We start from the raw sequence: 25483 nt of genomic DNA, 5'->3' as shown, positions 1-25483 counted from the left end.
CTTTGACTTTCTTCATAGTCCTGTGTTAACCATTCAGCTGTTTCGTTCATCTGCTTTTCAAAATGAGATGGCTAATCTTCTATGTATTCAATTACCGCGTCTGGCGTCAATGTTACTTTATAGTTATGGTTAGTCCCGCTTGAGATGTCTTTTTGATAAACTATCTCTTCTTCTGGTAAGAAATCGAGGAAATCTATCAGAACTAAATTGTTAGTTTTAGTTAATTCCCCTTCTTTGGTGATCTCTAGCGATCCACTTGGAGAGTCATAAATCAGTCCCTCAAAAGATGGGCTGTTTACTAGTACAATATCTACGTCCTTTAGATGTACAACTGTGCTACCTGTCGCTTCCGATACGATACGTAGAGGCACATAAACACTTCCATTTGAATTAAATGGCGCAACTTGGAGTGTTTTATTTACTCCGTTTATGTTCGCCTTCTTGCTCCCTATCGTGAAAGTTACATGCAGTTCCCCCTTAGTGCCTGTTACTTTTTTACTTTTCGAATCATATCCAACTGTTAGTCCTAATTGAGTAAATAATTCTCGAAATGGAACAAAAGTAATATTGTTCTTGTCAATTGCCCCTCCAGATAATGCAAAACCGTCTACTACAACATCTCTTTTCCCCATAAATGCAGATGCTGATATAGGCATTATAGCAAACACCATTATTGCAATCAGCGCTACAAATGATATTTTCTTCATTCAATCTCCTCCATCGTAGGTTTTAAGTAAATTCTACATGAGGGAGGATTTTCCTGCAATAAAATTACCGGCACCATAAGATGCCGGCTATTCAACAAGATATTATTTATATAAGTGAACGTTCATTTACTAATATGCGAAAGCAATCTATGATGACCTCATCGCATCCCCCCTTAAAATGTTAATATTATAGTTTTATAGCGTCCCAGCTCATACCGATAGCTGCGTTTAATTGTCTATCTTCGAATTGGGTTCCATTTTGTAAATGTGCCTTTGCCAGCTTAGCTATAGGCAGGATAGAGTACATGATAAGCATGCGAACATCCTGTTGCTTAAATAAACCTTGGATTTTGCCCATTTCATACATTTCAAAAATAGGTTGGAACAAGCTTGCTGTATCATCCAGACACCATCTCTGAGGCAGCGGTGATGTCATAATTTGCTCCAGAAACAGAAAATACTCCTTAAAGGTTACTATGAACTCGACATAATTGCGGATAATAGAGTCAAACTGCTCTTTAACCGTACGGGTTTTGTCCAATCTCTGAAACATTCGTTCACTCATTTTACTCTTGATTTTCAGGTAAGTTTTAAGCAGTAGGTCCTCCTTATTTTCATGATAAATGTAAATTGTCGCTGCCGATACATTTGCTTTTTTAGCAATTTTGGAGATTGATGCTTCGGCAAACCCAATCTCGTTCACAAGTTGTATTGTTGCATCATAAATGGCTTCAACTTTGTTTTCATCTCTTATTCTCATGAATCATGTAATAAATGATCGTTTACTTATTGTCAAATTCATTTTCAGCAATGGGATCAAGTTCTTGTCCCGAGCAAAGGACAAGAACTTGATCCCATAAAACAAAAAAGCCGCGCGGGGCGCAGGCTCAAATGGGACTATGTTCTTGTCCGCAGACATATGTTGACTGACACTAAACTCCCCTTCATTATTACTCATGTAATAAGATTATATTATACCCTAGATTTCATCTCCACGGGTTACATACACCGAGTAACAGCTGCCTTCGAATTGTTAGCCGTTTTTGTGTGAATTGACTTTCTTATCCTTCTGTCCGCCCGATTATAATCGTTTCCCGTTAACCCCAAACAGAAAACAGCCATCTCCTCCCCAGCGGACGGAAATGGCTGTTATGACGTACCGGGCGGACGTGTTTGCCGTCAGCGCGCCCTCGCGAGTTTCGTGCCGCGAACCGATGCCGCAGCGTATACGGCAAGCGCTGTCCAGATGAGCGCGAAGCCGATGAGAAGAACCGGCGAGACTGATTCCTTGAACACGAATACGCTCAGTAACAGCATGATCGTCGGCCCGATGTATTGTACGAAGCCGAGCGTGGACAGCGCCATCCGGGCAGCCGCTCGCGCAAAGAAAAGCAGCGGTAGCGCTGTTACTAAGCCGGAAAGAAGCAGTTCGACGAACGTGGACACAGGTAGCGTCCATGCCGTCGTCCTCCCCACGGCGGCCAAATAGATCCAGTAGCCGAGCGCAACAGGCAGGACTACAGCTGTCTCCGACAGCAAGCCTACCGAAGCGTCTTGTCTGATCTTCTTCTTCGCGAGGCCGTACAAACCAAACGTCGCGGCCAGTGTGATTGAGATCCATGGGAACCGTCCGTAGTCGATGGCGATGATGAGCACCGCGGCGCCAGCGATGGCTATCGCGAGCCATTGGCCACGGTTTGGCTTCTCACGAAGGAAGACAACCGCAAGCAGCACGTTCAGCAACGGGTTCAAATAATAGCCGAGACTTGTCTCGACGACATGGTCGTTGTTGACCGCCCAGATGAAGATGAGCCAATTAGCAGCGATCAACAGTCCGCTAGCGGTGAGCGACAGCAGGAGCGAGCGGCTAGCCGCAATCCGCTTTATGTCACCCCAGCGACGCTGGAAGGCGACGAGAATACCCATGAAGACGAACGACCAGACAACCCGATGTGACAGAATCTCGCCTGCCGGCACACCGTTAAACAATTTCCAATAAAGCGGGAGAACCCCCCACATGATATACGCGATAATAGCATTGACCAACCCATTGTTCATAATCAATTTCCCTCTTCTCACTCCGATGTCTTAACGGATTATACGCCTCGATCATCGTTTAAGTAAAGGCCCAAAATAATATGTTACGGTATTGTATCACTTATTATAGGAAGGATGGTATCTCGTGAATTTTGCTTCTGTCCGCATCACTTCAATTGTTTTTCCATCCCGATATCCTCTTTTTACTTTGTTTTATCCGTAACTTGGCATGAGGTGGCAATCGGTGAAATCTGAGTGTCAACACCGTTCCCTCCACAACATCTGTGAAGCCTAGGGCGTTCAGCCGTCGTGTGATTTCGTAGCCACAATAAGTAACACGCAGTTTGTCAATGTCGTTTGCACTGATACGGATCTTACATTTTCAACTACACATATCGTTAAAACAAAAAAAGCCGCAGTTATGCGACTTTTAAGTGTGTCAATCCGTGCGGGTTCCATTTCAAATTTCCCATTGCGGGTTCCAAACTACTTCCCATAAATGTCCATCGGGATCTTGGAAATAGCCAGAATAACCACCCCAAAAGGTGTCGTGCGCCGGGACTGTAATAGTAGCACCAGCCTTCTTCGCTTCTTCCATTACCTGATCAACCTCTTCTTTGCTACTTACATTATGACCAAGAGTAAATTCAGCAGGGTTCGGGTGAGTCTGGCTAATTTTCGCATCAAGGGCGAGATTTTTACGTTCAAAAATTGCGAGTCTTAAGCCTGCTTCCAATTCGAAAAAGGCAACGGCACCATGTTCAAATTCTTTTCCAATAATACCTTCAGTAGAAAATCCTAGACCATCTCGATAGAATACCAAGGATCGCTCCAAATCATCTACCCCAATTGTAAGAACCGTAATTCGTGGTTTCATTGAGTCCTCCCTACATTTAATAAGAATTATAATGATAATCTTACTTTAACAGGGTTATTACACCTATGTATTGTAAAAATCGGACATGCTACCAAACTCTCTGATAGCCACACTCAGTGAATCACCATAAAAGCGTTTGAAATCATGTATCATATGTGCTTGATCGAAATAACCATGATCATAAGCAAGGGCATGTTTTTTACCTAACGAATTTGTTATGTCATTAATGACTGCTTGAAACCTAACAATCTCACAAAATCGCTTTGGACTAGTTCCGATCCATCGAATACGGTTCATTTGACGCGTACTTATCACTTCTAATTTGGACAGTTCCTGTACTTTAGCTTTTCCCTTTGTCACAAAGATGTGCTACTCTACCGTTTGCTTGTTTCGGCTGAAATAGAGTATGGATTTGCAACCGCAAGAAGATTGTGTCCCTTCTAGTACTATATTTTTTCAGTTTAACACTTTATTTTTCAGTCCAAAACACTATTTTCTTCCTTGTTTCTCTACCGTAAATTAATCTCCCGGATCTTTTCCAGCGCCACTTTCGGTTTTCGGTCTTCGGTAAGCAGGCCGTTAACCTCAGCTGTACGTCCGTAATCTGCGTATAACAGTAGCCGGAAATAAACGGAATTGAGAGATAGCATTAAAATCATGAGAAATCATGAGGTTTGCGAATCTCTTTGCTTAATGCATTTTTATTCCGTATTGCTCAACAACAAGTTCCACAAACGTTGGCGCTGTATAACAAGAAGCTCATTGCCCAAAGCTCCCTGGACGAGAAAAAAGGGATCCCATCCACATCGGACGGATCCCAGTTTCATTTTCTTACGGATTGGTGGTTCCGTTAATCTTCTCGAAGTACGGGGCCAGCCTGGAGGCGAGCTGCTCAAACTGCTGCTGTTCTTCTTGGGTCAGCCACTCCTCATGTTTGACTCCTCTTTCATCGGTAATCTTCAGCTTTAATTGCACCATCTGCTTGGTCAGCTCCATATACTCCTTGAATTCGTCTTCCGTGAGCTTGCCTTTTGCTGCTTGAAGCATTCCCTCAATCTCTTGATAATCTTCCTGTGAACCGCCGCGCTGTTCAATAGTTGTAACAGAGCCGAATATATCATCGGCTAGATAGGATGAAGCAAATACGGCAGATGGAATCAGAATTGCTGCTGCGACAATACCTGCGAGCATGCGTTTTTTCATAGGAGATCTACCCCTCTTTTCGTTCATATAATGTTGATAGGACTGCCTTACACGTTCGTACAAATCGGGCGGACAGCGCATCGAATCTGACACCTGACGAAGCTCTTCACGCAATTCCTTGTCAATGGACATATTCTTCTCCTCCCGTCATCTCGAATTGTTTTCGGAGTTCTTTCAGTGCCAGATGATGCCTGGATTTCACTGTGCCAACGGGGATCTGCAGAGTCTCTGCGATTTCTTCCAGAGCATAGTCGTGATAATAGCGCAGGATGACAACCACACGTAATTTGTACGACAACTGGCGGACAAGGCTGAACAACTCCTGCTGCCTTTCAGACTGCAGGATAGGTTGGTCCGTCCAGTCGAACTGTTCACTCGTCATTTTGCGGTTTCGTTCAAAGAGGCGAATTCGCCGCCAGGCCTTTCTTCTCCAATCCTGGACAAGACGGATCGTGATCCCGTGCAGCCAAAACCGGAACGGCCGATTCGGGTCGTACTTGTGATAAGACCGCCACATGTGCATGTAAACTTCATTCACGATATCCTCGATGTCCTGTTTGTTGTAGACGAGAAAAGCAACTGTCCGATAGACGTCTTGGTGAGTTGCCTGATAGACAAGCTGAAAGGCGGACTCATCGCCCAATATTGCTTTTTCAATCCACGGAAGTAACTCTTTATCATTCATGGGGGCCCCTCCTGAACATGTTCAACCCTTAATTCGCTCCCGTGGGGAAAAAGGTTCAGTAAAAAGAATAAATTTTTTTCACGGAACTAATTTTTCTATATAGTAAACTATGTTTGCTACAAAAAAACCTCTTCCAAGTTCAACAAACTTAGAAGAGGCCATGTAGTGGCGTATACCATTCGATTGATTTTCAGTCAGCATTCCGTATAAAATTCCAGTGGCTCCAGCGGTTTCAATCTTGTCGCTCGAAATAAACCGTTTGCCAGCAGAGGCGCGAACCGGGCCGCACTTGGCAGAAGCTGCTGAACCGTAGGCTTGTTCATGAGCCATTGCAGCAGACTGCCCCATCTTAAAGGATTGGCGAATTCCTGCCGGATCGCCTGCGTATAGCGTTGTTCCCATTCCAGCAAAGAAATGCTTCCCCGCAAAAAAGCGTCGGCGAGCGGAGCGCATAATGCAGCCGAGCGCAGCGCCATGGACATTCCGTCACCGCACAGCGGAGCGATCATCGCGGCAGCGTCGCCTATGCGAGGAAGCCCGTCCCATGGCGAGGGCTTACGCTGGAGATAGACGGGAGCGATAGCAGCTTGCGTATCGTGCACGGGCACAGCCGTTGCAAGCCGCTCGGCAAGTCTCCGGTTGCGCTGAATCGCCGCTTCCAGAATGGACAACACCGAGTTGCCTTTCTTCACAAATTCGCTACGGTTAAGCAGCGCCGCAGCATTCACGCTGCCATCCTCAACTGGACATAATCCTAAGTATCCACCTTGGAAGAAATACATCTCAATCACCGGTTCCATCTTTAAACCGGCATAATGGGTTTTAATGCCAATGTAGGCTTGCTGGCACGAAGCGGCTGCATCCGGACGATGTCCTGTCTTCGCCATCCGCGAATTCGCACCCCAGGCCGTAATGACAGCCCTGGCATGGAACAGTTTTGTATCCGTCCCCTGTCTAGCTCGAACAGTATAACCTTTTCCGTGCTGCTCAATTCCCGTAACCGTTGTAGTTAAGTGCAGCTGTGCTCCAGTCTGCATCGCGGCTGTATGCAGCGCCTCATCCATCATGTATCGGCTAATTCCCCAGGCAGCGCCAGGGATCAGAAGCTCGATTTCGCGGCCCTGCTCGAAGATGAGCTTAGCCCATTCAATCCGCGTCGGATGAAGAGACACGACCGACTCGGTTAATCCAAGAGCGTGCAGCGTGCTTTGGGCTTCTGGCGAAAGGAACTCCCCGCACACCTTATGACGCGGGAAGTTCCGCCGGTCGATCAAGGCCGTCTCCCACTGCTTTTCCGCGAGCACCTTAGCGATACAGCTTCCCGAGATGCCTCCCCCGAGAACGACGACATCCACATCATGCTTCAATTCGATCAGCTCCGTCCGCTTAAATATGAATCTGGCTTACCGATCACCACTGCATAACGGAACAACGGTCTCCAGGAATACATGAGCTGATTGATTCCCATCGCCTGCTTTAGGCGCTTCCAATCCTGCGAGCGGAAGCCTTTGGCCACGGACAGAGGGCCGTCATTCAAGATATACCTGTTCGATGAAATCGCCCGGGTCGCAAGCCATACCGCCGTCCATGCGATCCAATGCCGATGGATATCATTCACGACAACGCCAAGCCGGGCCGCCCGAAGCATGCTTGAAACGGCATGGGGCACCTCCTCCTCTGAAAAATGATGCAGGAGCTGTGTGCCTGTCACGATATCCGCTCTCGCCTCAGGGAGCGTAAACAAATTGCCGCGTATGACCTGAACGCGCGGCTCATCAATATACAAATGGCGCGCTTCGGCGCAGGCCTCTTCCGTCATATCGACCAGCGTGATCATCAAGGAAACGCCTTGCCGCGATGCCCATTGCAGAACGCGCCGATTCACATCACCAGAGCCTGCACCGACGTCTGTAATGGACAGTTGCTTCGGTTTGCCCGCCGCACGCCACAGCTGCTTAATTCCGTATAGCGTTGGCGAACTTGCCGCGAACAGCCGATTCAAGCGGCGAAGATCCCGCAGTGCCTCGCGAAGCTCCTCGCCACCACTTGTGAAATCGTCCATGAGTTCAGCCGCCGATGCCCGCCGATGCAGCTTAGGAAACATAATGCGCTTTCTCCGTACGGCGCTTGGATGGCACGCTGGAAGCAACATAAGTAATTTTGATCATCTCCGCCGTCAAACCTGGGCCGAAGGCTAACGCAAGCCCGGATGCCCGTTCCTTACCTTGCTCCTGCAGCTGTTCCCTCATCTTCTTCATAACGAACAAAATCGTGGCGGAGGACACATTTCCAATGTCTCGCAGGACACCGAGACTTGGCGCAACCTGTTCATCCCTCAGACCATATTTCGATTGCAGCGCTTCGACAATGCCTTTGCCTCCCGGATGAATCGCCCATAATTCGGGAGGCTCGTCACCACCGAGATGCGCTACTTCGGCTGGAACATGATCGCCAATCAATCTCGGAATATTCGGGGACAGATATAGGTCAAACCCATCATTGCCGATCTCCCAAATCATTTCATCAGCACCCCCAGGCAGCAGCACCGAACGATCATCGCCAAGCTGGTAAACATGCTGTTGCTGCGAAGATGCCACGCCGATTACGCAAGCCGAAGCTCCATCGCCGAAGAAGGAAGCGCCGAACAAAGCTTCCCGATCCCCGGAAGGCTGAATATGGAGAGTGCACAATTCCACACACACAATCAATACGTTCGCATTCCGGTCTCCGGACACCAGCTGCTTCGACAAACATATCGCCTTCATCCCGGCAGCGCATCCGATGAACGTAAGCGGGATTCGCATGACCGAAGGCACAAGCCCTAGCTCTTGAACCAATGCCGCATCGATGCCCGGAAGGAACTGCCCGGTACAGCTAACCGTGATCAGATGCGTGATCTGCTCGGCAGCCATCTTCGCATCCGCTAAGGCCGCTCTCGCCGCAGATAAAGCGAGGGGGACGGATTCCCGCTTATAGACCGCCATCCGTTCTGCTGTCGAGGGCACTTTCGAACGATCTTCTTGCGGCATGTAACGGCATGCCGAAGCTTCTTGCAGCAGTTCCGGCTCGCATGTATACCTGCTCTCGACACCGCATTGCTTGAATATTCTTCTGGCCCAACGGGCTGAATCAGGGCTGCTGCTCAGCGCGTCAACGATCCGTCGTGCCGTATCAGCCTGGTCCATGCGATAAGGCGGCAACGCGGTACCGATACCTGTGATAGCAATCATTGGTCTTACAGCTGCCATAGCATCATTGCCTCCTTAAATATATGTTTACGGCTTCAACTCTACAGTACTTCAAGTTCATTCCAAAGCCGTTCTCATCAGCTTACCCATCTTATGAACATGACAAAACCCAGCCCGGTTCGGACTGGGTTTTGTATAAAGTAGACGCTCGGGGCTCCCCAGGTGGATTAGACTTCTCTCCCCGCCTTATTTCATGTTGTCCGCGGACACAGCCGCCAAGGACGTGAAATAAGCTTGAATCTTCCGGTTCAACCATAGGGAAGCTGCAATAAACAACGCCACGCCAATAAGCTCGACGGGCTGGTGGATAAAATCGGACAGATGCGTTCCGATATAGGAAATGCAGAAGACCATGACTCCTTTGCCTAGAACGACGGCTGCCGCAAAAGGAACCGTCCGCAATCGCGTTAATCCCGCTGCCATGTTAATGACGACGAACGGTCCTATCGGGAGCAGGCTTAAGAGAAAAACGAAGCTAAATCCGTTCCTCTGCGCCCACACCATCGCCTTCTGTACTTTCGGTTTGGCCGCCCAGCGCCGAATAAAGGGTGTATCCGACGCTTTGCGAATCAGCCAGAACGTAAGCAAGCTGCCCATTACGAGGCCGATCCATGAGTATAAAAATCCCAGCCACAACCCATAGATGGCTGCATTAGCGCCAATGATCACGATGGTAGGCAGTGGTGGAACGAAAGATTTCAGAAAAGTTAGCATTATACCGGGCAGAGGTCCCAGCGAGCGGAAACGTTCCAAATAAAGTTCGATGTTTTGCTCCGTAAAATACTCCATTATGCAGATATCAGCACCAAACATTGAATGTGATCCCTCCAATAACTCCAAGTGATTTACATTATATTATAGATCACTAATGGCATTATTTGGGTACATTTGCATATTGCCTGGTTTGTGCTCTATGCTTGGATCAACTCTTCATGTGGAATAAGCCGACGCAGTGTGATGCCTGCCGAATACTCATCCATCTCAAGACTCTCCAGTGCTTTTTTTATCCCCTCTTTCAGTGACTTCATCTGATCAGGCAGAGCTTTCGGAAGAAGTACTGCGATATGCCTATTCCTTACGAGACTCGGCGAACTCTTCTTTCCCATTTTGGAAATGGAACCTCGGCTGCTTGTGAGTGCAATAAATCACTTACTAAATGCCATGAATGGTGTATATACAATTTATGGTACTTATGCAATTCATGAATAATATGAACAATGGGGTGAATAATTCTATGAGAAAAAAATGGTTTTTTATTAGTATTGTCTCAATTATTGTATTAAGTGGATGTATAAGCCAGCAGTCGAAAAACAACAAAGGGCTCACAAGAAGTGACATAGATATTAAACAATTGGTTAGTGATTATAGTAAAGGTAATATTGAAGACCAGTCTGCCTCCATTAATTCCACGCAATTAATAGTGACAAATAAGGATAATAGTCAGTTAACCTATGCATTGCCGAAAGACGAGTTCTTTGTTTCTATTGCACCATACATTGAACAAACTCATCCTTGTGCCACCCATAGCTTGACTGGTTGCCGAGGAGAATTGATAAATACAGAGTTTGAGGTATTTATTGAAGATAGCGAAGGAAACATTTTACGAGATGAAAAATTAACGTCCAATTCCCACGGATTTATTGATTTATGGCTACCGAGGGATAAAGAATATCGTATCTCAATTACCCAAAATGAGAAAAAAGTGGAATCTACATTTTCAACATTTGAAAGTGACGATACATGCATTACAACCATGAAATTGATATAAAAAGAATGAAAATCCTCTTTAAAAATATAAAGGTAAAGGAGCAGCTGCCATCGGCAGATCTGCTCTTTTAATTTTCATAGTGATCGTCGCACTCGAGCACCAAGAACATTATGATTTTCGCAAAATCTTCTCCATTGCTTTTCCCTTTGCTAACTCATCGATCAGCTTATCCAAAAAGCGAATTTCCTGCATCGTGGGTTCTTTGATGTCTTCCACTCGGACACCGCAGACCACACCTTTGATTAAAGCCCGCGAAGGATTCATTTGGGTAGCCTCCGCAAAAAATGTCTCAAAATCTGTTTTTTTCTCCAGATGCGCTTCTAAGTCTTCCTGGCTATACCCTGTCAACCAACGGATGATTTCATCGACTTCTGCTTTCGTGCGGCCTTTTTTCTCTGCCTTTGTAACATAATGGGGGTAAACACTTGCGACACTCGTTGTATAGATCCGATGTTTAGTCATGATATATCCTCGCTTATAACATTTTCTTTATATTTATTATAGTAAAATAACAGTCATTAGGACTATCGGAAACGACCGTGGCAGTCCATCCTGAAAAGGCTATGAGCCGGAGACTGCGATAGCTGCTGAAACGTACCCAGTAATTGAGGTGGTGGTGGCGTAACGCCCGGAGGCAATCCCGCTCAGCCCCTCCCCCAGGTGTTGGAAAAAAGGCGAAAATGGACCGAATGCTCTATTGCTTCTCATGGATCTCACCCTCTCTTATTCGAATCGACATATATGGTTACACTACAGTATGCACAGGCGAAAGCACATGTTCTTCCAACCGACTCTTCCTCCTAATCTATAGGAACAAAAAAGTGCCTATGGAACTATTAAGTATCTATAGCACTTATAAGTGCGTACTTTTCTTCATGACTTATATATTTCATAATAACATTTGCCTGCTGATATTCATCATTTTTTTCATTTCAGCGTATATCTTTATTGCTTAGGGTATGCTGTTTACACTACGCAAAATATTTCTGGAGGTAATTTTTATGATAGCCAAAAACTTGCAAGATAAAACTACTCTGCATAACGGTGTTAAAATGCCCTGGTTTGGAATCGGGGTGTTTAAAGTAGAAGAAGGGCCTGAGTTAGTTCATGCTGTCAAAACAGCCATTAAACATGGATATCGCAGTGTTGATACGGCAGCTATTTACGAAAATGAAGAGGGAGTTGGTTTAGGCATCCGTGAAGGGATGAAAGAAGCCGGCATTTCCAGAGAAGATCTATTTGTGACATCGAAAGTTTGGAATGCCGATTTAGGGTATGAATCTACAATTACAGCCTATGAAACGAGCCTAAACAAACTTGGTTTAGAGTATCTGGATTTATACCTTATTCATTGGCCTGTACAAGGCAAATATAAAGAAGCATGGAGAGCATTAGAGACTCTTTATAAAGCAGGACGTGTAAAAGCTATTGGGGTGAGCAATTTTCAAATCCATCATCTCAAGGACTTGATGCAAGATGCAGAAATTAAACCGATGGTGAACCAGGTAGAATACCATCCCCGTTTAACCCAAAAAGAACTTCAGTCGTTTTGTCAGGAACATGGAATTCAGCTAGAAGCGTGGTCTCCATTAATGCAAGGGCAATTACTTGATGAGCAGGTCTTGAAAGATATCGCTAATAAGTATGACAAGTCTACTGCGCAAGTCATTTTACGTTGGGACTTACAAAACGGCGTTGTAACCATTCCCAAGTCTACAAAAGAACATCGAATAGTTGAAAACGCAACGGTGTTTGATTTTGAGTTAACGAAGGAAGAAATGGAACGAATTAATGATTTGAATCAGAACTATCGAGTCGGTCCAGATCCGGACAATTTTGACTTTTAAAAATACGAATCTCGGAGGGGCAAACATGCATTTGTATTTAAAAGGAAAAACGGCGCTGGTTACTGGTTCCACTTCGGGAATTGGAAAAGCAATCGCCATGTCATTAGTGGCTGAAGGGGCCACTGTACTTATTAATGGACGGCGCGAAGAAAAAGTTATTCAGACTATAAAGGAAATCCAAGCAAAGTATCCTGACGCTATTCTTCAGTCAGTTATCGCTGATCTAGGAACAGAGCAAGGATGCCAAATGGTTATTGAGAAGTACTCTGAAGTAGACATTCTCATTAACAACCTCGGAATTTTTGAACCTGTAGAATATTTTGATATCTCTGATGAAGATTGGTTCAAGCTGTTTGAAGTCAACATTATGAGCGGTGTTCGACTTTCTCGCCAGTACCTGAAACAAATGATTCAAAAAAAAGAAGGCAGAGTCATCTTTATCGCTAGCGAAGCAGCGATTATGCCATCTCAAGAAATGGCTCATTATAGTGCGACCAAAACGATGCAGCTCTCGCTCTCCCGCAGTTTAGCCGAGTTGACTAAAGGAACAAATGTGACCGTAAATACGGTTATGCCTGGTTCCACTTTAACAGAAGGAGTGGAAACGATGTTAAATAGCCTTTATCCTAATGAGAAATTAACAGTGGAGGAAGCTGAAAAGCGATTTATGAAAGAGAACCGGCCAACCTCCATTATTCAAAGGCTTATTCGACCAGAAGAAATTGCACATCTTGTCACCTTCTTAAGTAGTCCTCTCTCTTCTGCCATTAATGGTTCCGCGTTACGAATAGACGGGGGATTAGTACGTAGTGTATTTTAACAACAAGAATGAGCAAGATTCACCGATAACTCATGTGAATCTTGCTCATTCTTTTGGTCATTCCAATATTTCAATATACCCTTCTGTCCCATGCACGCGAATTCGCTGCCCGTCTTTGATCAGATTGGTGGCATTGTCCACTCCGACAACGGCGGGCAGGCCATATTCACGCGCGATAACGGCTCCATGTGTCATCAATCCCCCCACTTCGGTGACTAGGCCTTTTATGCATACAAACAAAGGGGTCCAGCTAGGGTCTGTAAAGGCGGTGACGAGTATATCTCCCTCCTCTAAATCCACATCCTCCATGTTTATAATGACACGTGCTCGCCCTTCGATCACTCCGGAAGAAACAGCTAGACCGGCAATAGCTTCGGCTGGGAGATTTTCTCGTTTATACTCCCCTGCAATGACTTCACCATCAGACGTAATAACACGTGGTGGAGTAAGCTTTGCAAATATGTTGTACTCCTCTTTTCGTTTGCTGATGATCTGGTTATCCAGCTTATTGCTGCTCACGGCCTCGCGGAGTTCTTCAAAAGTGAGGTAGTAAATATCTTCTTTGGTATGAATAACGCCCGCTTGAACGAGTCGTTCGGCTTCTTTCAGCAAAGCCTGCTTATAGACAAAGTAACGATTTACCATGCCGTATTTGGGATATTCCCTATACCCGCTGAAATTCCGGATGAGGTCGATTTTCCGTTTGGTTTCGATCACTTTTTGCTCGCCATCTGGTAACTGCTTCAGTCGATTCAATAACTCTTGTTCCTTTGCCAAAGCCTCCTGCCGTCCTTGTTCAAATTTCCGCTGGCTTTCTTGAGGCTCAACGTTTTTGATGTTGCTCAGAATCAACGGGACAAGTGCGATTGGTTTTTCGCTCCAACGGGTTCTGGTGATATCGATTTCTCCGACACATCGCATGCCGTATTTGACCAAATAAGCATCGATCGCGTCTTTGGTTTCCTGCCCCCCTTCCAACTTGAGCAGTTCTTCTTCAAAGTCATCCTCTTTGACATGCTGCAAATATTCAATGACTTCCGGATAAGGACGGATCGCATCAGCGACATCCAACAACGCCAGGCCCATTTCAGATGTAATATTGCCCGATACAGATTGAGAAAGCGTATCAGCTGCGTTTTTTTCACCCAACCACTCGTACATATGTTCATTGATCCATGTAGAAGCCCCCATAGCAGTCATAATCACGGCTGTACTTTGCGGGTCAAATAACATCTTTTTTAATTGTTGGATATCTTCGAGGATATAATCGAACAAATCCACTCCAGATTTCGTTTGGATGTTTTGTTTCAACTCTTCGACTGAAGCTTGATTCCGCTTTATCAAATCAGAAACGATCGAGGGATCGAATTCGGTTGATTCCTGAACACCCGGAAGCAATGTATCTTTATTGCTTTGACTGGAACTTGGTTCATTTTTTACATCTGGTAGCAGTTTTATAAAACTCCCTCGCTCTACGATGGTCAGAAGCGCGTCTTTAATGAGCGGATCGGACTGTCCCAGGGTATTTAATATCGTTGCCCTACTGTCAGGCGAAGCCAGCATAGGTGTCACATCAACAAACAACCTACCGCCAGCTTTACGCATAGGTGCCGGAGTCGTTAACAGGTAGAAAGAAAGTCCCAATGGTTTCATGGGGTCCGTCATCATTTGCTGATGACCGACAGATACATAGACATGATTTTCTTGATCATTCGCTTCAGGGATCGGGTATAACGTCGTGATTGGCCGACTCTGAACAATATAAAATATATTATCGGCCAAACACCATTCGATATCTTGCGGCCGGCCGAAATAAGCTTCGATCTGCCTCCCGATGCGTGCTAGTTGTAAAATTTGCTGTTCAGTAAGGGTTTGAGTCTTTTGTTGATCAGGTTCGAGCTGCCGAGTCTCGGTTCCTCCTTCTTTTCGGCCATAGATCGCCAATGTTTTGGTTGCTATCCTCTTGTTGACGATTTGCCCTTCTTGAATTTTATAACAGTCGGCGGACACCAAGCCAGAAACCAGTGCCTCTCCAAGTCCGTAACTTGCATCAATGGATAGCACCTTTCGGTTTGAAGTCATCGGATCAGCGGTAAATAAAATCCCTGAAGCTTGCGGAAAAACCATCCTTTGAACGATAACAGACAAATAAACTTGACGGTGGTCGAATCCATTTTGCATACGGTAGATAACCGCGCGATCCGTAAACAGGGAAGCCCAGCATTTGCGGATATGCCACAGAATAGCTTCTGTACCGCTGATATTTAAATAAGTATCTTGTTGGCCTGCAAAAGAGGCATGCGGCAAATCTTCAGCAGTCGCACTAGAACGCACGGCATAAGCATGCTCCTCGCCAAGCTGGGAGAGATATTCCGTCACCGCTTCCACCACATCGGAAGGAATTTCTACTTGCAAAATGATTTGCCTGATCTTCCTGCTGATGTCAGCAATCTGCTCTCGGTCTTCTACGTTTAGCATGGTTAGTTGATCCAATAAGGCGTGGTGCGTAACATTTTGCTCGATGGCTTTTTGATAACCAACTGTGGTCACACAAAATCCTTCGGGGACATGTATTCCATCCATTTTTGATAATGCACCTAAATTCAAACCTTTTCCGCCAACAAGTCTAAGCTGTTTTTTTTGGATTTCCTGGAAGCCGAGTACGAAAGAACTCATTCAACATCTCCCCTAACCATTGGATTGAGAAAAAAATCATTTGACAACAGTTTACCGGCATGATAAAGTTAAAGTGCAAGATAAGTTAATTATGCCTTTTTCTGTATTCTGACAGCGGTGATCTGATTATATCACCGTTTCTGTTCGTGTGCAATAATAAAGAACCTGGTGAATATCCAGGTTCTTTTTTGACTTTCACGATTATTAACTGTCGTCACTTAACTATATTTGAGCCGAGCCAATGAATCTCTCTCGGCTGGTATATTCAAAGCTCGCAATCACCGAAGCACAAAACGAATATAACGAGGTTATTAATAAATATCCAAAATAACCGATACGCTTGCACTTGGTGATAGCGATTCTGGTACTATCCCTACTATGAACTTGCCGTATCGGTCATCAACTGGCTGATTTGCGCCATTTCCGCCGGCGTTAACGGTCCGAATCTCATTGCTTCCGCATTCTCAGTTACCTGTTGTACCGTGCGGAAGCCTGGTATAGGAAGCGTCGTATCGCTTTTTGCCCAAAGCCACGCAAGGGCTCCTTGGGTCAGCGTACGGCCCTTTGAAGTCAAAATATCCCGGATCGCTTGCAGCTGGTGGGTCATCACCGGGGATGGAACTCCATCTTTAAAGTATTTCAACCAGTCCAAGTCGTTTCTGCGCCGAATATCTTTAGGATCTACCACCGTTACTTCCCCCGAATACTTCCCGGTCAGTAGTCCCATGGCAAGCGGTCCCCGATTGATGCTCGACAGTTGATACTTTTCGCATAAGTTCAGCATATCCGTATTGTTGCGAAATAAATTTAACTCGTGTTGAATCGCCGTACAATATGGGCTTTGTGCGAATATTTCGGCTCGGCTAGGCAAGTCGGTTGACCACCCGAAATAACGGATTTTGCCTTCCTGAACAAGTTCCTCAAGCACCCCCTTCACTTCTTGGGCCAGATGTTCGGGGTAATCCCCGATATGGAATTGATACAGATCGATATAGTCGGTGTTCAGTCTTCGCAGTGAAGCTTCGCAAGCCAATCTGATATATTCAGCACTTGCGTTTTGCCCTAAAGCTTCTTTGGTCTGCTCATTTGTAACATTACCGAATTTGGTGGCAATGATCATTCGATCTCGCCTTCCTTGCAACGCTTGTCCGATTACTTCTTCACTGTGTCCGGCCCCATAATTGTCGGATGTATCAATGAAATTAATCCCGTAATCGATTGCGTAGTTAATGGCTGCAATTGATTCACGGTCATCAACCTTTCCCCATCCGTAAGGTTCACCCGTTAACGCATCATGCCAAGGCCCGCCGATCGCCCAACAGCCCATTCCAAGAGCGCTCACGTCCAGACCTGACTTTCCAAGTTTTCTCTTAAACAATGGTTCAATTCCTCCTTTGACGATAAATTCATATTCAGTATAATAGACCATATTGGTAATTTATAGAACCAAAAACGAGTGATTTCGAAGAACCAATTTGGAGGTGTAGAGAATTGTTCGGCTTCATCCCTACAACGGATGGCGGATCGTTTACCAAACAGTTATGCAGCTTTTTACGCGAAAATATTGAAACCGGAGCCCTCGCTCCCGGTCTCCGTCTACCGCCTACGCGTCAGGCTGCCCAAGAGCTGCGTATTGCCCGGAACATTATGGTCGAGGTATATGAGCAGTTGACGGCCGAAGGCTACTTAACGACACGCGTTGGATCGGGCACTTATATTTCTGACGGCATTCAGTCTCGGCCGCTGCGATCTCTTCCCTCCTCCCAGATCTCCCAAACTTCTCGTGTCCCGGCAACTAAAAAGAAAGAAAATTGGATCGACTTCGATGCAGGCTCACCCGATCTTATCCATTTTCCGCGCAGGCTTTGGAGTAAATATGTACGGGATATTACGAATAACGATCCAGACACCGTATTTGATTACAGTGACGTGCAAGGCAAGATAGAATTGAGGGAAACGATATCTCAATATGTATACCGAGTAAAGGGAATACGCTGCAGCAGCGATCAGATCATTGTAACTTCGGGTACTTCCGAGGCTTTTCTGCTGCTTGCGGCATCCTTCTCAGACCTGCTTCGAACCGTTTATGTCGAAGATCCAACGATCGGATTTGTCGCGGATATTTTTCAGAAATGGAAATATAACATTCATCATGTCGACGTCGATCATCAAGGGATGATCATCGACCGCATTCCTGTATCGGAGTCAGGAGGTTTAATCATACTTACACCTTCTCACCAATATCCGACCGGCAGTATCCTTTCAATACAGCGAAGGCAGCATGCCGTGAGACTGGCAGAAACAGCAGGGCATTATTTGTTGGAAGACGACTACAATAGCGAGTTCCGCCATAAAGGAAATCCGATTCCGCCCCTTCAGATATTAGCTCCCACGCGAGTCATCTATGCTAGTACGTTCAGCAAAACCTTATCACCTGCACTGCGGATCGGATATCTTATCGTTCCACCTGAATTGATACAACGTATCCTGCAAACGAAAATGGAACTGAATCTAACCGCTTCGGGCATTACACAGTCGGTATTGACCCGGTTCATTGAGGATGGTCATTATGACCGGCATATCCTGAAAATGAAAGCTATTTATAAAAAGAAACGCATCCTGCTGGTAGAACAATGCCACCGTATCTTCGGCGATGACGCCAAAATATTAGGAGATGAAACCGGGATGCATGCGCAAATCGTATTTCGGCCAGATCTCTATGGGGAGATCGATTGGCAACAGATAGAATCGTTCGGCGTTCGCCTGAGTACTTTCGATGATTATGCAAGTAGTATAGGAAAACACCAGGGTAAAGTTGTTTTGGGGTATGGAAATTTGACGGAAGAGGAAATTACGGAAGGCCTATGGAGGATTCATCGTTTTTTGAAAAGCTTCAAAAAATAATTCGAATATCGGTCTAGTCGACTGAACGGTATGGAACGGGAACGATTGAATCCTGTAATTGTGTATGAAAAATCGTATACAAATCACCATTTGGCGCATGTTTTAACGATTGTATACGAAAAATCAAACAGATCATCTCCCTACTCTGAAGTGTTGAAATTGACGCTTAGACTGATTCCAAAAAATAAGCGACAGTCTTCGGCTGGAAAATGAAGTCCTAGACTGCCGCTTGTTTATTCATTTTTTCTTTCTTGTTTCCATGACAGCAAAATAATTATCTTCATCATCTGCGAAGTTAAAGACTCTTCCAGCCGGAAGTTCTACAATGTCCCCCACTGTGACATTTTTCTTCGTCAAATCACGATATAATTGATCGAGATTTTCCGTAAAATACATTAAAGATGGTGTTCCCAAATTCATTTCAGGATTCATTTGGGCAACAGCCTCTTTATTATGTAGTACAATGCTCGTTGCTGCACCCTTTGGAGCAACTTCGATCCACCTCATCGGACCGTTCGTTTCTTCCGAAATGACCTCGAACCCTAGTTTTTCTGTCCAAAATTCTCTGGCTTCGTCTTGGTTACTCACATACAACATTACTTGGCCAATTCTATTAATCATGATCGATACACTCCTCATATAGAATAATCTATGGGGTTACTTCATTTTATTATGCTGCTAAATCCCGATCATTATGAGAACTCTTTGTCGTGTTTATAGAGTCTAAGCATTGATTTTCCACTTTGTTAGAATTCGTAGGATACGAATCTTTCTTCCGTTTTCCATCCTAAGTCATGAATAAACATGAGGATCTCTTGTAGGTCCTCGTATCTGTTTCCAGTTAAATCGATTAACGGAAATGTTCTAATTTATACACTCTAACCATCGGGGAAGATAGCCCCTGCTTGAATTCCAGAACCCTACGAGTCGGAAGAGAATGTGTTCCCCATGTATCGTTGGAGTTGTCTAACAGTGACTTAATACTCTCCTTTGATGACAAAAAACGAGCCCCGGATTGTTCCCGCTAGTTTAGACTTCTGCCTAGCAAACTTAAACTTCTCTGCTAGCTCCTTAGGCACCTCCATCCCCTCAGAAAGCTTAAAACCAACAGCACGCTTCTTAGGGTCATCTACCGTATACATAACGTTGACCGAAAGTCCATCCTCATAAAAGATGTAGGCTATTTTAATATTTTCCACTTGAAAACGCGACGTTTCTAAAGGTTTGCTCGAAAACTCAATATCGCGTTCTTCTTTTAAAATCCGATTCACATAATCCAAGGTCTCCTGGCTTTCGCTGGCGGGTATAACCGTAAATTCATGCTTGTATTTGTTCATAAAGTAGCGGGCTTCATTAGCGCGTAAACCCGCCAGCGCTTCTGCTACAGGTGAAGACTCTAAACCAACCGTGGACACATCTTTAAAATCAACAATATAGGACATTTCCGTCTCTCCTCACATCACTTGTTTAAAAACCGCAGAATCATGTGACTCAATGTTTTGCACTTCATCATTATTTCCAAATTTTCAAGTGGAGTAACCATGATTAGATATCATTTGGTGTCGCGTCAATGGATAATTGATTTACCTGTTTTATGGCATGTAGAGGTTTTCTGTAAATTAAAACCCTGACTGTTCTACACTCCGCAGAAGAATCAGGGTTACATGTTACTTCTGTACGATCTGAATAAGGTTGCCGCATGTATCATCGAAGACAGCTATGGTGACTTCCCCCGCCTGCGTCGGCTCCATTGTAAATTCCACACCTTTTTCCATTAATCGCTGATACTCTTGGTGAATATCTGCAACGCCAAACATGGTTGCTGGGATGCCCTCCGCGAATATCTTCTGTTGATACTCTTTTGCGGCAGGATGATGATTCGGTTCCAACAAAAGTTCGGTCCCGTTTTGATCATCGGGAGAAGCAAGCGTTATCCACCTAAATTCTCCGACAGGAACGTCCACCTTTTTTAAAAAGCCAAGCTTTTCTGAATAAAACTCCAGCGCCTTGTCTTGATCTTGAACGAATATACTGGTAACAATGATTTTCATACTATTGTTGCCTCCTTGATACTTATGTTGCCCTATACTCTGAACTAAGCCTAAGCTTACAACAAGATGCTTCCTCGGTTTCTCGTAAACGTAAGTTTGACAACGCCTTCTGTCAGGATATCCGCAAAGAGTCGCGTATGTTTAGAGATCCCGCCAGCAACAAAGCAAAAAGCTGCTGGTCCTGTTTACATCAAGTATTTTCCTGTAATCGATTGCTCCGCATGGATGATCTGCGAAGGCAGGCCCTCGAACACGACCTGGCCGCCCTTGCTCCCTCCATCCGGTCCCATATCGATCATCCAATCGGCTTGGCTGATCACCTCAAGGTTGTGCTCAATCACAATCACCGTATTGCCGGCATCGACAAGGCGGTTCATGATCCCCAAAAGGTGGCCGATATCCGACATATGCAGGCCGGTTGTTGGCTCGTCCATTACATAGATGCTGCCCTTCTTATGCAGCTCGCTTGCCAGCTTAATGCGCTGGCATTCCCCGCCCGAGAGCGTGCTAAGCGGTTGGCCAAGTGTGATATAGTTCAGACCTACGTCGTTCATCGCCTGAAGCTTGCGTACTACCTCTTTTAGCTGGAAAAATTCCAAGGCTTGCTCCACCGTCATCTCCAGCACTTCTGCGATCGACTTACCGTTCAGCTTGTATGCGAGTACCTCTTCCTTAAATCGTTTCCCTCCGCATATTTCGCATGGCAGCTTCACACTTTCGAGGAACGAAAGGTCCATATACACAACGCCGAGCCCTTGGCAGTTTTCGCAAGCCCCTTTGGAGTTGAAGCTGAACAAGCTTGGGCTCACTTTGTTCGCAGAAGCAAACGCTTTGCGCACATCATCCAGTATGCCCGTATAGGTCGCAGGATTCGAGCGTGTCGACACGCCTACCGCCGACTGGTCGATGACAATCGCATCCGGATGCTGGCTGAGGAATACGTCGTTAATTAGGGTACTCTTGCCTGACCCAGCTACACCCGTCACTACGGTCAATACACCGGTTGGAATATCTACGCTCACGTTCTGCAGATTATGCAGCTTGGCGCCATGGATGGATAGCTTGCCGGACGGCTGTCTGCACTCACTCTTTAGCTGTATCGGCCGTTTCATATGAGTACCTGTCAATGTGCCTGACTCCAGCAAACCTGAGTAACTTCCTTCATACACGATGTTACCCCCGCGGCTCCCGGCATGGGGCCCGACATCGACGATATGATCTGCCACCTTGATGACATCGGGATCATGCTCGACGACGAGCACGGTATTGCCCTTGTCGCGCAGCTTCTGAAGCAATTCATTTAGCCGGTGTACATCACGGGGGTGAAGGCCAACGCTGGGTTCATCGAAAATATATGTGACATCAACCAGACTCCCGCTCAGATGCTTCACCATCTTGACCCGCTGCGATTCGCCACCAGATAAAGTATCCGTCTCCCGATCCAGTGTCAAGTAGTCGAGTCCAATGTCCACCAGATGCTGCAGCCGCTCCGTCAGCGACTTGACCATCGGCGCGGCCGACGCATCGTCAATCTGCCGAATGACGCTGATGAGCTGACCTACCTCCATGGATGAAAGCTCTGCAATGTTGTGTCCATGGATCCTGCAGCCAAGTGCAGCCTGACTGAGTCTCGCACCGTGGCAGCTGGAGCAGGGGCCCTCGGAAATGTAAGGCGCAACGGTTTTTTGCGTGCGTTCGGACTTCGTTTTCAGATCCTGCTTGATGTATTTGTTGGTGAACTTCTCGATGACGCCCTCAACTGTAATATTCATTGTCTTGCCGCCGAATTGCGTTGCTACTTTCCTCGCCTTGCCGTAGAGAAGCTGCTCCAACTCTTCTTCCCCATAATTACTCAGCTTCTTGCCGGGATCGAATGGCCCCGAGTGCACAAGCATCGTCCAATCAAAACTGTCAACCCCATAACCCGGAAGCATGATTGCCCCTTCCTGGAGCGACTTGGACATATCTACCGCCTTGCTCATGTCAACGCACATACTGCGACCAATTCCGCTGCATTCGGGACACATGCCCTGCGGATCGTTAAATGAGAACATGTTCGCTCCACCGATATGGGGCTGACCTACTCGTGAAAAAAGAAGGCGGAGAATAGGAGAAATATCGGTAATTGTGCCCATCGTAGAATGGGAGCCGCCGCCCAGCCGCTTCTGATCCACGATAACCGCCATGCTCAGGTTCTCGATGGCGTCCGCATCCGGCTGCGGATATTTAGGCAGGAACGTGCGTACGAACATGCTGAAATTCTCGTTCAGCAAACGCGAGGATTCTGCGGCTATCGTATCAAAGACGATCGATGACTTGCCTGATCCGGATACCCCGGTGAATATCGTGATCTTCCGCTTGGGAATTCTCAAGGATATGTTCTTGAGGTTGTTTTCCCGTGCAGCCGAGATGACGATATATTCCTGATTCATTTGACTCATGGCCAACATCCCTTCTGTCATCTTCATTTCTATAGCAAATTTGCTCAGATGATAGGATTAGATCCTCCAAAGCAGACATAAAACCGGCTGCATCGTCTTGCAGCCGGCTTATGTGGTTCTGTTCAAGCGGTCTCCTATTGTTCCAATACCTTTTCAAGCTTAACGACCCAGCTGCTCCAGCCGTACTTAGCACCTTCAAGCCCTTGCGTATTCGAGAATCCGGTTTGTTCAAGATGAAGGTTCACCTTCCCGTCCCCTAAATCCTGCAGTGTCAAGGTGACTGTGTGCTTCTCTTGTCCGGTAACCCATTCATAGGATAACCGGTTTGGTTCGTCGACGCTCAGCACTACACCATCAACGATTCCATCCCACCACTCGGACGGTTGATGGCGAAATTGAAAGCGATATCCTACCTCTGCCTTAAAATCATTGTCCGCAATCCACTGGGCAAGCTTGTTGGAATCGGTAATGGCGGACCAAAGCTTCTCCATTGTTGTGTTGAACTGAAAATCCATAGATAATGATAAACTCATTCATCTTCCTCCTCTAATAGTTGTTTCAGGCGCATCATATTTGTACTCCAGTACTTACTGTAGAAAGCCACCCAGTCTTGTACCTCTTTTAACGGAAAAGCGTTCAGCCGAAATCGTGTTTCTCTGCCGACTTTTCGATCAAGTACCAGCCCGGCCTCCTTAAGCATCGTCAAATGTTTCGATACCGCTGTCCGGCCCATTTGAAAGTGTGCCGTTAATTCATGGAGCGGTACTTCGTCGGCTTCAGCCAACAATTGAATCAATCGGCGCCTTGTTGGATCTGCAATTGCAGCGAACACATCCCGCAACTGGTTATTCTCGCTCACGACACCCTCTCCTACATATTATTACCAAGAGATAGCCGCAGATTTCACAACCTCTTCATAAGACTAACACTTAATTAGACACCATTTGGTGTCGCTTTGATTATATGCCACCGTTTGGTGTCATGTCAACAATGATTTATAAATTGAAAGATCTCATCAACAGCTTGACGATAACCGCCTGATTTTCGGAAGGATTCCCTTATATCTGCAGCAGCTTCCACGAATGAGGAGCTAAGTACATGATCTACGGCTTCACGCAGTTGATTTGCAGTCAAGCTTTGCATCTGTAATTGTATGCCTGCCCCGATATGTGCGACCTGTTTCGCTATAACCGGCTGATCCGCGCTTTGCGGGATTACAATTAACGGTACCCCGTAATACAGACCTTCATGCGCGCTATTCATTCCGCCATGTGTAATGAATAATTTAGCGTGCTGCAGTACATCGGTTTGTGGAACATAATTTTTGACGATGAAGTTCTCGGGAATTTCCCCTAAATCAGATATTGGGGTATTATTCCCAACAGACATGACAATCGTGTATTCCGTGTTCCCTAATGCCTCAAAACAAAGCTTATAGAATTTAGCGGCCTGGTTAAAGACTGTACCCAATGAAATGTAAATGGGATTATTCCCTTGGAATGCCGCAAAATCGAAGTCTTCTTGGGTTAAACGTGACGAGATAGATGGGCCGACGAATTTATAAGTTTGATCGAATGCTTCTCCGTAAGGCTGAAACTCCTTTATTGTATAAACGATGGTAAGCGGCGCAGGATTACAGAACACCTCGTAAGGAGAAGAGATATCCACCTCATATTTTTCCATAATCATTTCCGTCAGGCTTTGAAATTTATCGTTTATAGGTTTAACTATTTCTGCAGGGACATTTTTGAAAAACTGTTCCATGGAATGATCGAATGACTCTTTGGTCTGTGCAAATGAAGTACAAGAGTTGATAGCAGGAAGCTTAAGCATTTGAGCCAGCAATCGTCCGCAGCCAAACATGGAATCATGGATGATATAGTCGTAATGCTCTCCTTTGATCTGCTCAAGAACGCTTGGTATAACGATATCTGCTGTAAGTAAAAGACCGTTGACTCTTTCAAGCAAATAATCTCTCCCCCCTGAGATAAAGGCTTTGATCAGCTTTTGGCCGTTAAAGGTTCGTACCGCAGCCCCGGTCTTCTCCACTCGTTCCCGAAATGCTTCTATACAAAAGTACACCACCTCTTCTCCGCGCGAAACAAGCTCCTCGACAACTCCAAGCGTTGGATTGATATGTCCCTCTGATCCGCCATTAATAAACAAAATACGCGCCATGATTATCGCTCCTTAGAAATTCTGCTCTCTCTATAAATTAT

The 25483-nt window shown here is 45.7% G+C and carries 25 protein-coding genes; 4 read left to right on the top strand and 21 right to left on the bottom strand.

Annotated features, from left to right (window positions below; translation table 11 throughout):
- Positions 1-71 precede the first annotated feature (71 nt).
- The 11 genes from QNH46_RS12545 to QNH46_RS12490 all read right to left on the bottom strand — a co-directional run bounded on the left by QNH46_RS12545 (position 72) and on the right by QNH46_RS12490 (position 9546).
- Entirely contained in the window at positions 72-707 is a 636-nt protein-coding gene (locus QNH46_RS12545; protein WP_283924615.1) for a copper amine oxidase N-terminal domain-containing protein, read from the bottom strand.
- 187 nt (positions 708-894) lie between these two features.
- On the bottom strand, positions 895-1467 hold the full coding sequence (locus QNH46_RS12540) for a TetR/AcrR family transcriptional regulator (protein WP_283924614.1): 573 nt from the start codon (positions 1465-1467) through the stop codon (positions 895-897).
- 419 nt (positions 1468-1886) lie between these two features.
- On the bottom strand, positions 1887-2765 hold the full coding sequence (gene rarD, locus QNH46_RS12535) for an EamA family transporter RarD (protein ID WP_283924613.1): 879 nt from the start codon (positions 2763-2765) through the stop codon (positions 1887-1889).
- Positions 2766-3204: 439 nt separating this feature from the next.
- Positions 3205-3621, bottom strand: a complete 417-nt coding sequence (locus tag QNH46_RS12525) for a VOC family protein (RefSeq protein ID WP_283924612.1) — start codon at positions 3619-3621, stop codon at positions 3205-3207.
- A gap of 63 nt (positions 3622-3684) precedes the next feature.
- Positions 3685-3981, bottom strand: coding sequence for a helix-turn-helix domain-containing protein (locus QNH46_RS12520; RefSeq protein ID WP_283924611.1), 297 nt, complete (start codon positions 3979-3981; stop codon positions 3685-3687).
- 471 nt (positions 3982-4452) lie between these two features.
- Positions 4453-4956, bottom strand: coding sequence for a DUF3600 domain-containing protein (locus QNH46_RS12515; RefSeq protein ID WP_283924610.1), 504 nt, complete (start codon positions 4954-4956; stop codon positions 4453-4455).
- Complete coding sequence (locus tag QNH46_RS12510) at positions 4946-5509, bottom strand: sigma-70 family RNA polymerase sigma factor (RefSeq protein ID WP_283924609.1); 564 nt, start codon at positions 5507-5509, stop codon at positions 4946-4948. Before QNH46_RS12510 ends, QNH46_RS12515 begins: the two co-directional genes overlap by 11 nt.
- Positions 5510-5703: 194 nt before the next feature.
- Positions 5704-6876 (bottom strand): NAD(P)/FAD-dependent oxidoreductase, encoded by a 1173-nt coding sequence (locus tag QNH46_RS12505; RefSeq protein ID WP_283924608.1) that lies wholly within the window; start codon positions 6874-6876, stop codon positions 5704-5706.
- 5 nt (positions 6877-6881) lie between these two features.
- Positions 6882-7613: a methyltransferase domain-containing protein gene (locus QNH46_RS12500; RefSeq protein WP_283924607.1), complete on the bottom strand. Its 732-nt coding sequence runs from the start codon at positions 7611-7613 to the stop codon at positions 6882-6884.
- Positions 7603-8757 (bottom strand): type III polyketide synthase, encoded by a 1155-nt coding sequence (locus QNH46_RS12495; RefSeq protein WP_283924606.1) that lies wholly within the window; start codon positions 8755-8757, stop codon positions 7603-7605. Before QNH46_RS12495 ends, QNH46_RS12500 begins: the two co-directional genes overlap by 11 nt.
- Before the next feature lie 186 nt (positions 8758-8943).
- The gene (locus tag QNH46_RS12490; RefSeq protein ID WP_283924605.1) at positions 8944-9546 is read right to left on the bottom strand and encodes a TVP38/TMEM64 family protein; all 603 of its coding nucleotides are present in this window, start codon (positions 9544-9546) and stop codon (positions 8944-8946) included.
- A 445-nt stretch (positions 9547-9991) separates the two neighbouring features.
- Here QNH46_RS12490 and QNH46_RS12485 point away from each other — a divergent pair, with 445 nt between their 5' ends.
- Positions 9992-10525: a CueP family metal-binding protein gene (locus tag QNH46_RS12485; protein WP_283924604.1), complete on the top strand. Its 534-nt coding sequence runs from the start codon at positions 9992-9994 to the stop codon at positions 10523-10525.
- 108 nt (positions 10526-10633) lie between these two features.
- Here the strand turns inward: QNH46_RS12485 and QNH46_RS12480 are convergent, their stop codons facing one another.
- Complete coding sequence (locus QNH46_RS12480) at positions 10634-10987, bottom strand: DUF2200 domain-containing protein (protein WP_283924603.1); 354 nt, start codon at positions 10985-10987, stop codon at positions 10634-10636.
- A 539-nt stretch (positions 10988-11526) separates the two neighbouring features.
- On the opposite strand from QNH46_RS12480, the gene QNH46_RS12475 reads away from it, so the two are divergent.
- Both QNH46_RS12475 and QNH46_RS12470 read left to right on the top strand, forming a co-directional pair.
- Positions 11527-12372 (top strand): aldo/keto reductase, encoded by an 846-nt coding sequence (locus QNH46_RS12475; protein ID WP_283924602.1) that lies wholly within the window; start codon positions 11527-11529, stop codon positions 12370-12372.
- A 25-nt stretch (positions 12373-12397) separates the two neighbouring features.
- Complete coding sequence (locus tag QNH46_RS12470) at positions 12398-13192, top strand: SDR family NAD(P)-dependent oxidoreductase (protein ID WP_283924601.1); 795 nt, start codon at positions 12398-12400, stop codon at positions 13190-13192.
- A 57-nt stretch (positions 13193-13249) separates the two neighbouring features.
- Here the strand turns inward: QNH46_RS12470 and ppsA are convergent, their stop codons facing one another.
- Together ppsA and QNH46_RS12460 are read right to left on the bottom strand one after the other, a co-directional pair.
- Positions 13250-15868 (bottom strand): phosphoenolpyruvate synthase, encoded by a 2619-nt coding sequence (gene ppsA / locus QNH46_RS12465; protein ID WP_283924600.1) that lies wholly within the window; start codon positions 15866-15868, stop codon positions 13250-13252.
- A 376-nt stretch (positions 15869-16244) separates the two neighbouring features.
- Positions 16245-17246 (bottom strand): aldo/keto reductase, encoded by a 1002-nt coding sequence (locus QNH46_RS12460; protein ID WP_283924599.1) that lies wholly within the window; start codon positions 17244-17246, stop codon positions 16245-16247.
- 113 nt (positions 17247-17359) lie between these two features.
- Here QNH46_RS12460 and pdxR point away from each other — a divergent pair, with 113 nt between their 5' ends.
- Positions 17360-18772 carry a MocR-like pyridoxine biosynthesis transcription factor PdxR gene (gene pdxR / locus QNH46_RS12455; protein WP_283924598.1) on the top strand — a complete coding sequence of 471 codons (1413 nt, stop codon included), beginning with the start codon at positions 17360-17362 and terminating at the stop codon, positions 18770-18772.
- 237 nt (positions 18773-19009) lie between these two features.
- Here the strand turns inward: pdxR and QNH46_RS12450 are convergent, their stop codons facing one another.
- The 7 genes from QNH46_RS12450 to QNH46_RS12420 form a co-directional block, all read right to left on the bottom strand.
- Positions 19010-19393, bottom strand: coding sequence for a VOC family protein (locus QNH46_RS12450; RefSeq protein ID WP_283924597.1), 384 nt, complete (start codon positions 19391-19393; stop codon positions 19010-19012).
- A 356-nt stretch (positions 19394-19749) separates the two neighbouring features.
- Positions 19750-20214, bottom strand: coding sequence for a DUF8821 family protein (locus tag QNH46_RS12445; RefSeq protein WP_283924596.1), 465 nt, complete (start codon positions 20212-20214; stop codon positions 19750-19752).
- 225 nt (positions 20215-20439) lie between these two features.
- A complete protein-coding gene (locus tag QNH46_RS12440) occupies positions 20440-20823 on the bottom strand; it encodes a VOC family protein (protein WP_283924595.1) in 384 nt (127 codons plus the stop codon).
- Positions 20824-21008: 185 nt separating this feature from the next.
- Positions 21009-23264, bottom strand: a complete 2256-nt coding sequence (locus QNH46_RS12435) for an ATP-binding cassette domain-containing protein (RefSeq protein ID WP_283924594.1) — start codon at positions 23262-23264, stop codon at positions 21009-21011.
- 134 nt (positions 23265-23398) lie between these two features.
- Positions 23399-23797 (bottom strand): SRPBCC family protein, encoded by a 399-nt coding sequence (locus QNH46_RS12430; RefSeq protein WP_283924593.1) that lies wholly within the window; start codon positions 23795-23797, stop codon positions 23399-23401.
- Positions 23794-24123 (bottom strand): ArsR/SmtB family transcription factor, encoded by a 330-nt coding sequence (locus QNH46_RS12425; RefSeq protein ID WP_283924592.1) that lies wholly within the window; start codon positions 24121-24123, stop codon positions 23794-23796. Before QNH46_RS12425 ends, QNH46_RS12430 begins: the two co-directional genes overlap by 4 nt.
- Positions 24124-24248: 125 nt before the next feature.
- Entirely contained in the window at positions 24249-25442 is a 1194-nt protein-coding gene (locus QNH46_RS12420) for a macrolide family glycosyltransferase (RefSeq protein WP_283924591.1), read from the bottom strand.
- Positions 25443-25483: the final 41 nt, after the last annotated feature.

Origin of the sequence: Paenibacillus woosongensis (genome assembly GCF_030122845.1) — a bacterium.
GTDB lineage: Bacteria > Bacillota > Bacilli > Paenibacillales > Paenibacillaceae > Fontibacillus > Fontibacillus woosongensis_A.
This window is presented reverse-complemented; position numbering and strand designations above follow the sequence as displayed.

Bases quoted from the DNA above. Each gene is read 5' to 3' on its own strand.
- QNH46_RS12545 (WP_283924615.1), bottom strand. From the start codon at position 707: ATGAAGAAAATATCATTTGTAGCGCTGATTGCAATAATGGTGTTTGCT.
- QNH46_RS12540 (WP_283924614.1), bottom strand. From the start codon at position 1,467: ATGAGAATAAGAGATGAAAACAAAGTTGAAGCCATTTATGATGCAACA.
- rarD (WP_283924613.1), bottom strand. From the start codon at position 2,765: ATGAACAATGGGTTGGTCAATGCTATTATCGCGTATATCATGTGGGGG.
- QNH46_RS12525 (WP_283924612.1), bottom strand. From the start codon at position 3,621: ATGAAACCACGAATTACGGTTCTTACAATTGGGGTAGATGATTTGGAG.
- QNH46_RS12515 (WP_283924610.1), bottom strand. From the start codon at position 4,956: ATGTCCATTGACAAGGAATTGCGTGAAGAGCTTCGTCAGGTGTCAGAT.
- QNH46_RS12510 (WP_283924609.1), bottom strand. From the start codon at position 5,509: ATGAATGATAAAGAGTTACTTCCGTGGATTGAAAAAGCAATATTGGGC.
- QNH46_RS12500 (WP_283924607.1), bottom strand. From the start codon at position 7,613: ATGTTTCCTAAGCTGCATCGGCGGGCATCGGCGGCTGAACTCATGGAC.
- QNH46_RS12495 (WP_283924606.1), bottom strand. From the start codon at position 8,757: ATGGCAGCTGTAAGACCAATGATTGCTATCACAGGTATCGGTACCGCG.
- QNH46_RS12490 (WP_283924605.1), bottom strand. From the start codon at position 9,546: ATGGAGTATTTTACGGAGCAAAACATCGAACTTTATTTGGAACGTTTC.
- QNH46_RS12485 (WP_283924604.1), top strand. From the start codon at position 9,992: ATGAGAAAAAAATGGTTTTTTATTAGTATTGTCTCAATTATTGTATTA.
- QNH46_RS12480 (WP_283924603.1), bottom strand. From the start codon at position 10,987: ATGACTAAACATCGGATCTATACAACGAGTGTCGCAAGTGTTTACCCC.
- QNH46_RS12475 (WP_283924602.1), top strand. From the start codon at position 11,527: ATGATAGCCAAAAACTTGCAAGATAAAACTACTCTGCATAACGGTGTT.
- QNH46_RS12470 (WP_283924601.1), top strand. From the start codon at position 12,398: ATGCATTTGTATTTAAAAGGAAAAACGGCGCTGGTTACTGGTTCCACT.
- ppsA (WP_283924600.1), bottom strand. From the start codon at position 15,868: ATGAGTTCTTTCGTACTCGGCTTCCAGGAAATCCAAAAAAAACAGCTT.
- QNH46_RS12450 (WP_283924597.1), bottom strand. From the start codon at position 19,393: ATGATTAATAGAATTGGCCAAGTAATGTTGTATGTGAGTAACCAAGAC.
- QNH46_RS12445 (WP_283924596.1), bottom strand. From the start codon at position 20,214: ATGTCCTATATTGTTGATTTTAAAGATGTGTCCACGGTTGGTTTAGAG.
- QNH46_RS12440 (WP_283924595.1), bottom strand. From the start codon at position 20,823: ATGAAAATCATTGTTACCAGTATATTCGTTCAAGATCAAGACAAGGCG.
- QNH46_RS12435 (WP_283924594.1), bottom strand. From the start codon at position 23,264: ATGAGTCAAATGAATCAGGAATATATCGTCATCTCGGCTGCACGGGAA.
- QNH46_RS12430 (WP_283924593.1), bottom strand. From the start codon at position 23,797: ATGAGTTTATCATTATCTATGGATTTTCAGTTCAACACAACAATGGAG.
- QNH46_RS12420 (WP_283924591.1), bottom strand. From the start codon at position 25,442: ATGGCGCGTATTTTGTTTATTAATGGCGGATCAGAGGGACATATCAAT.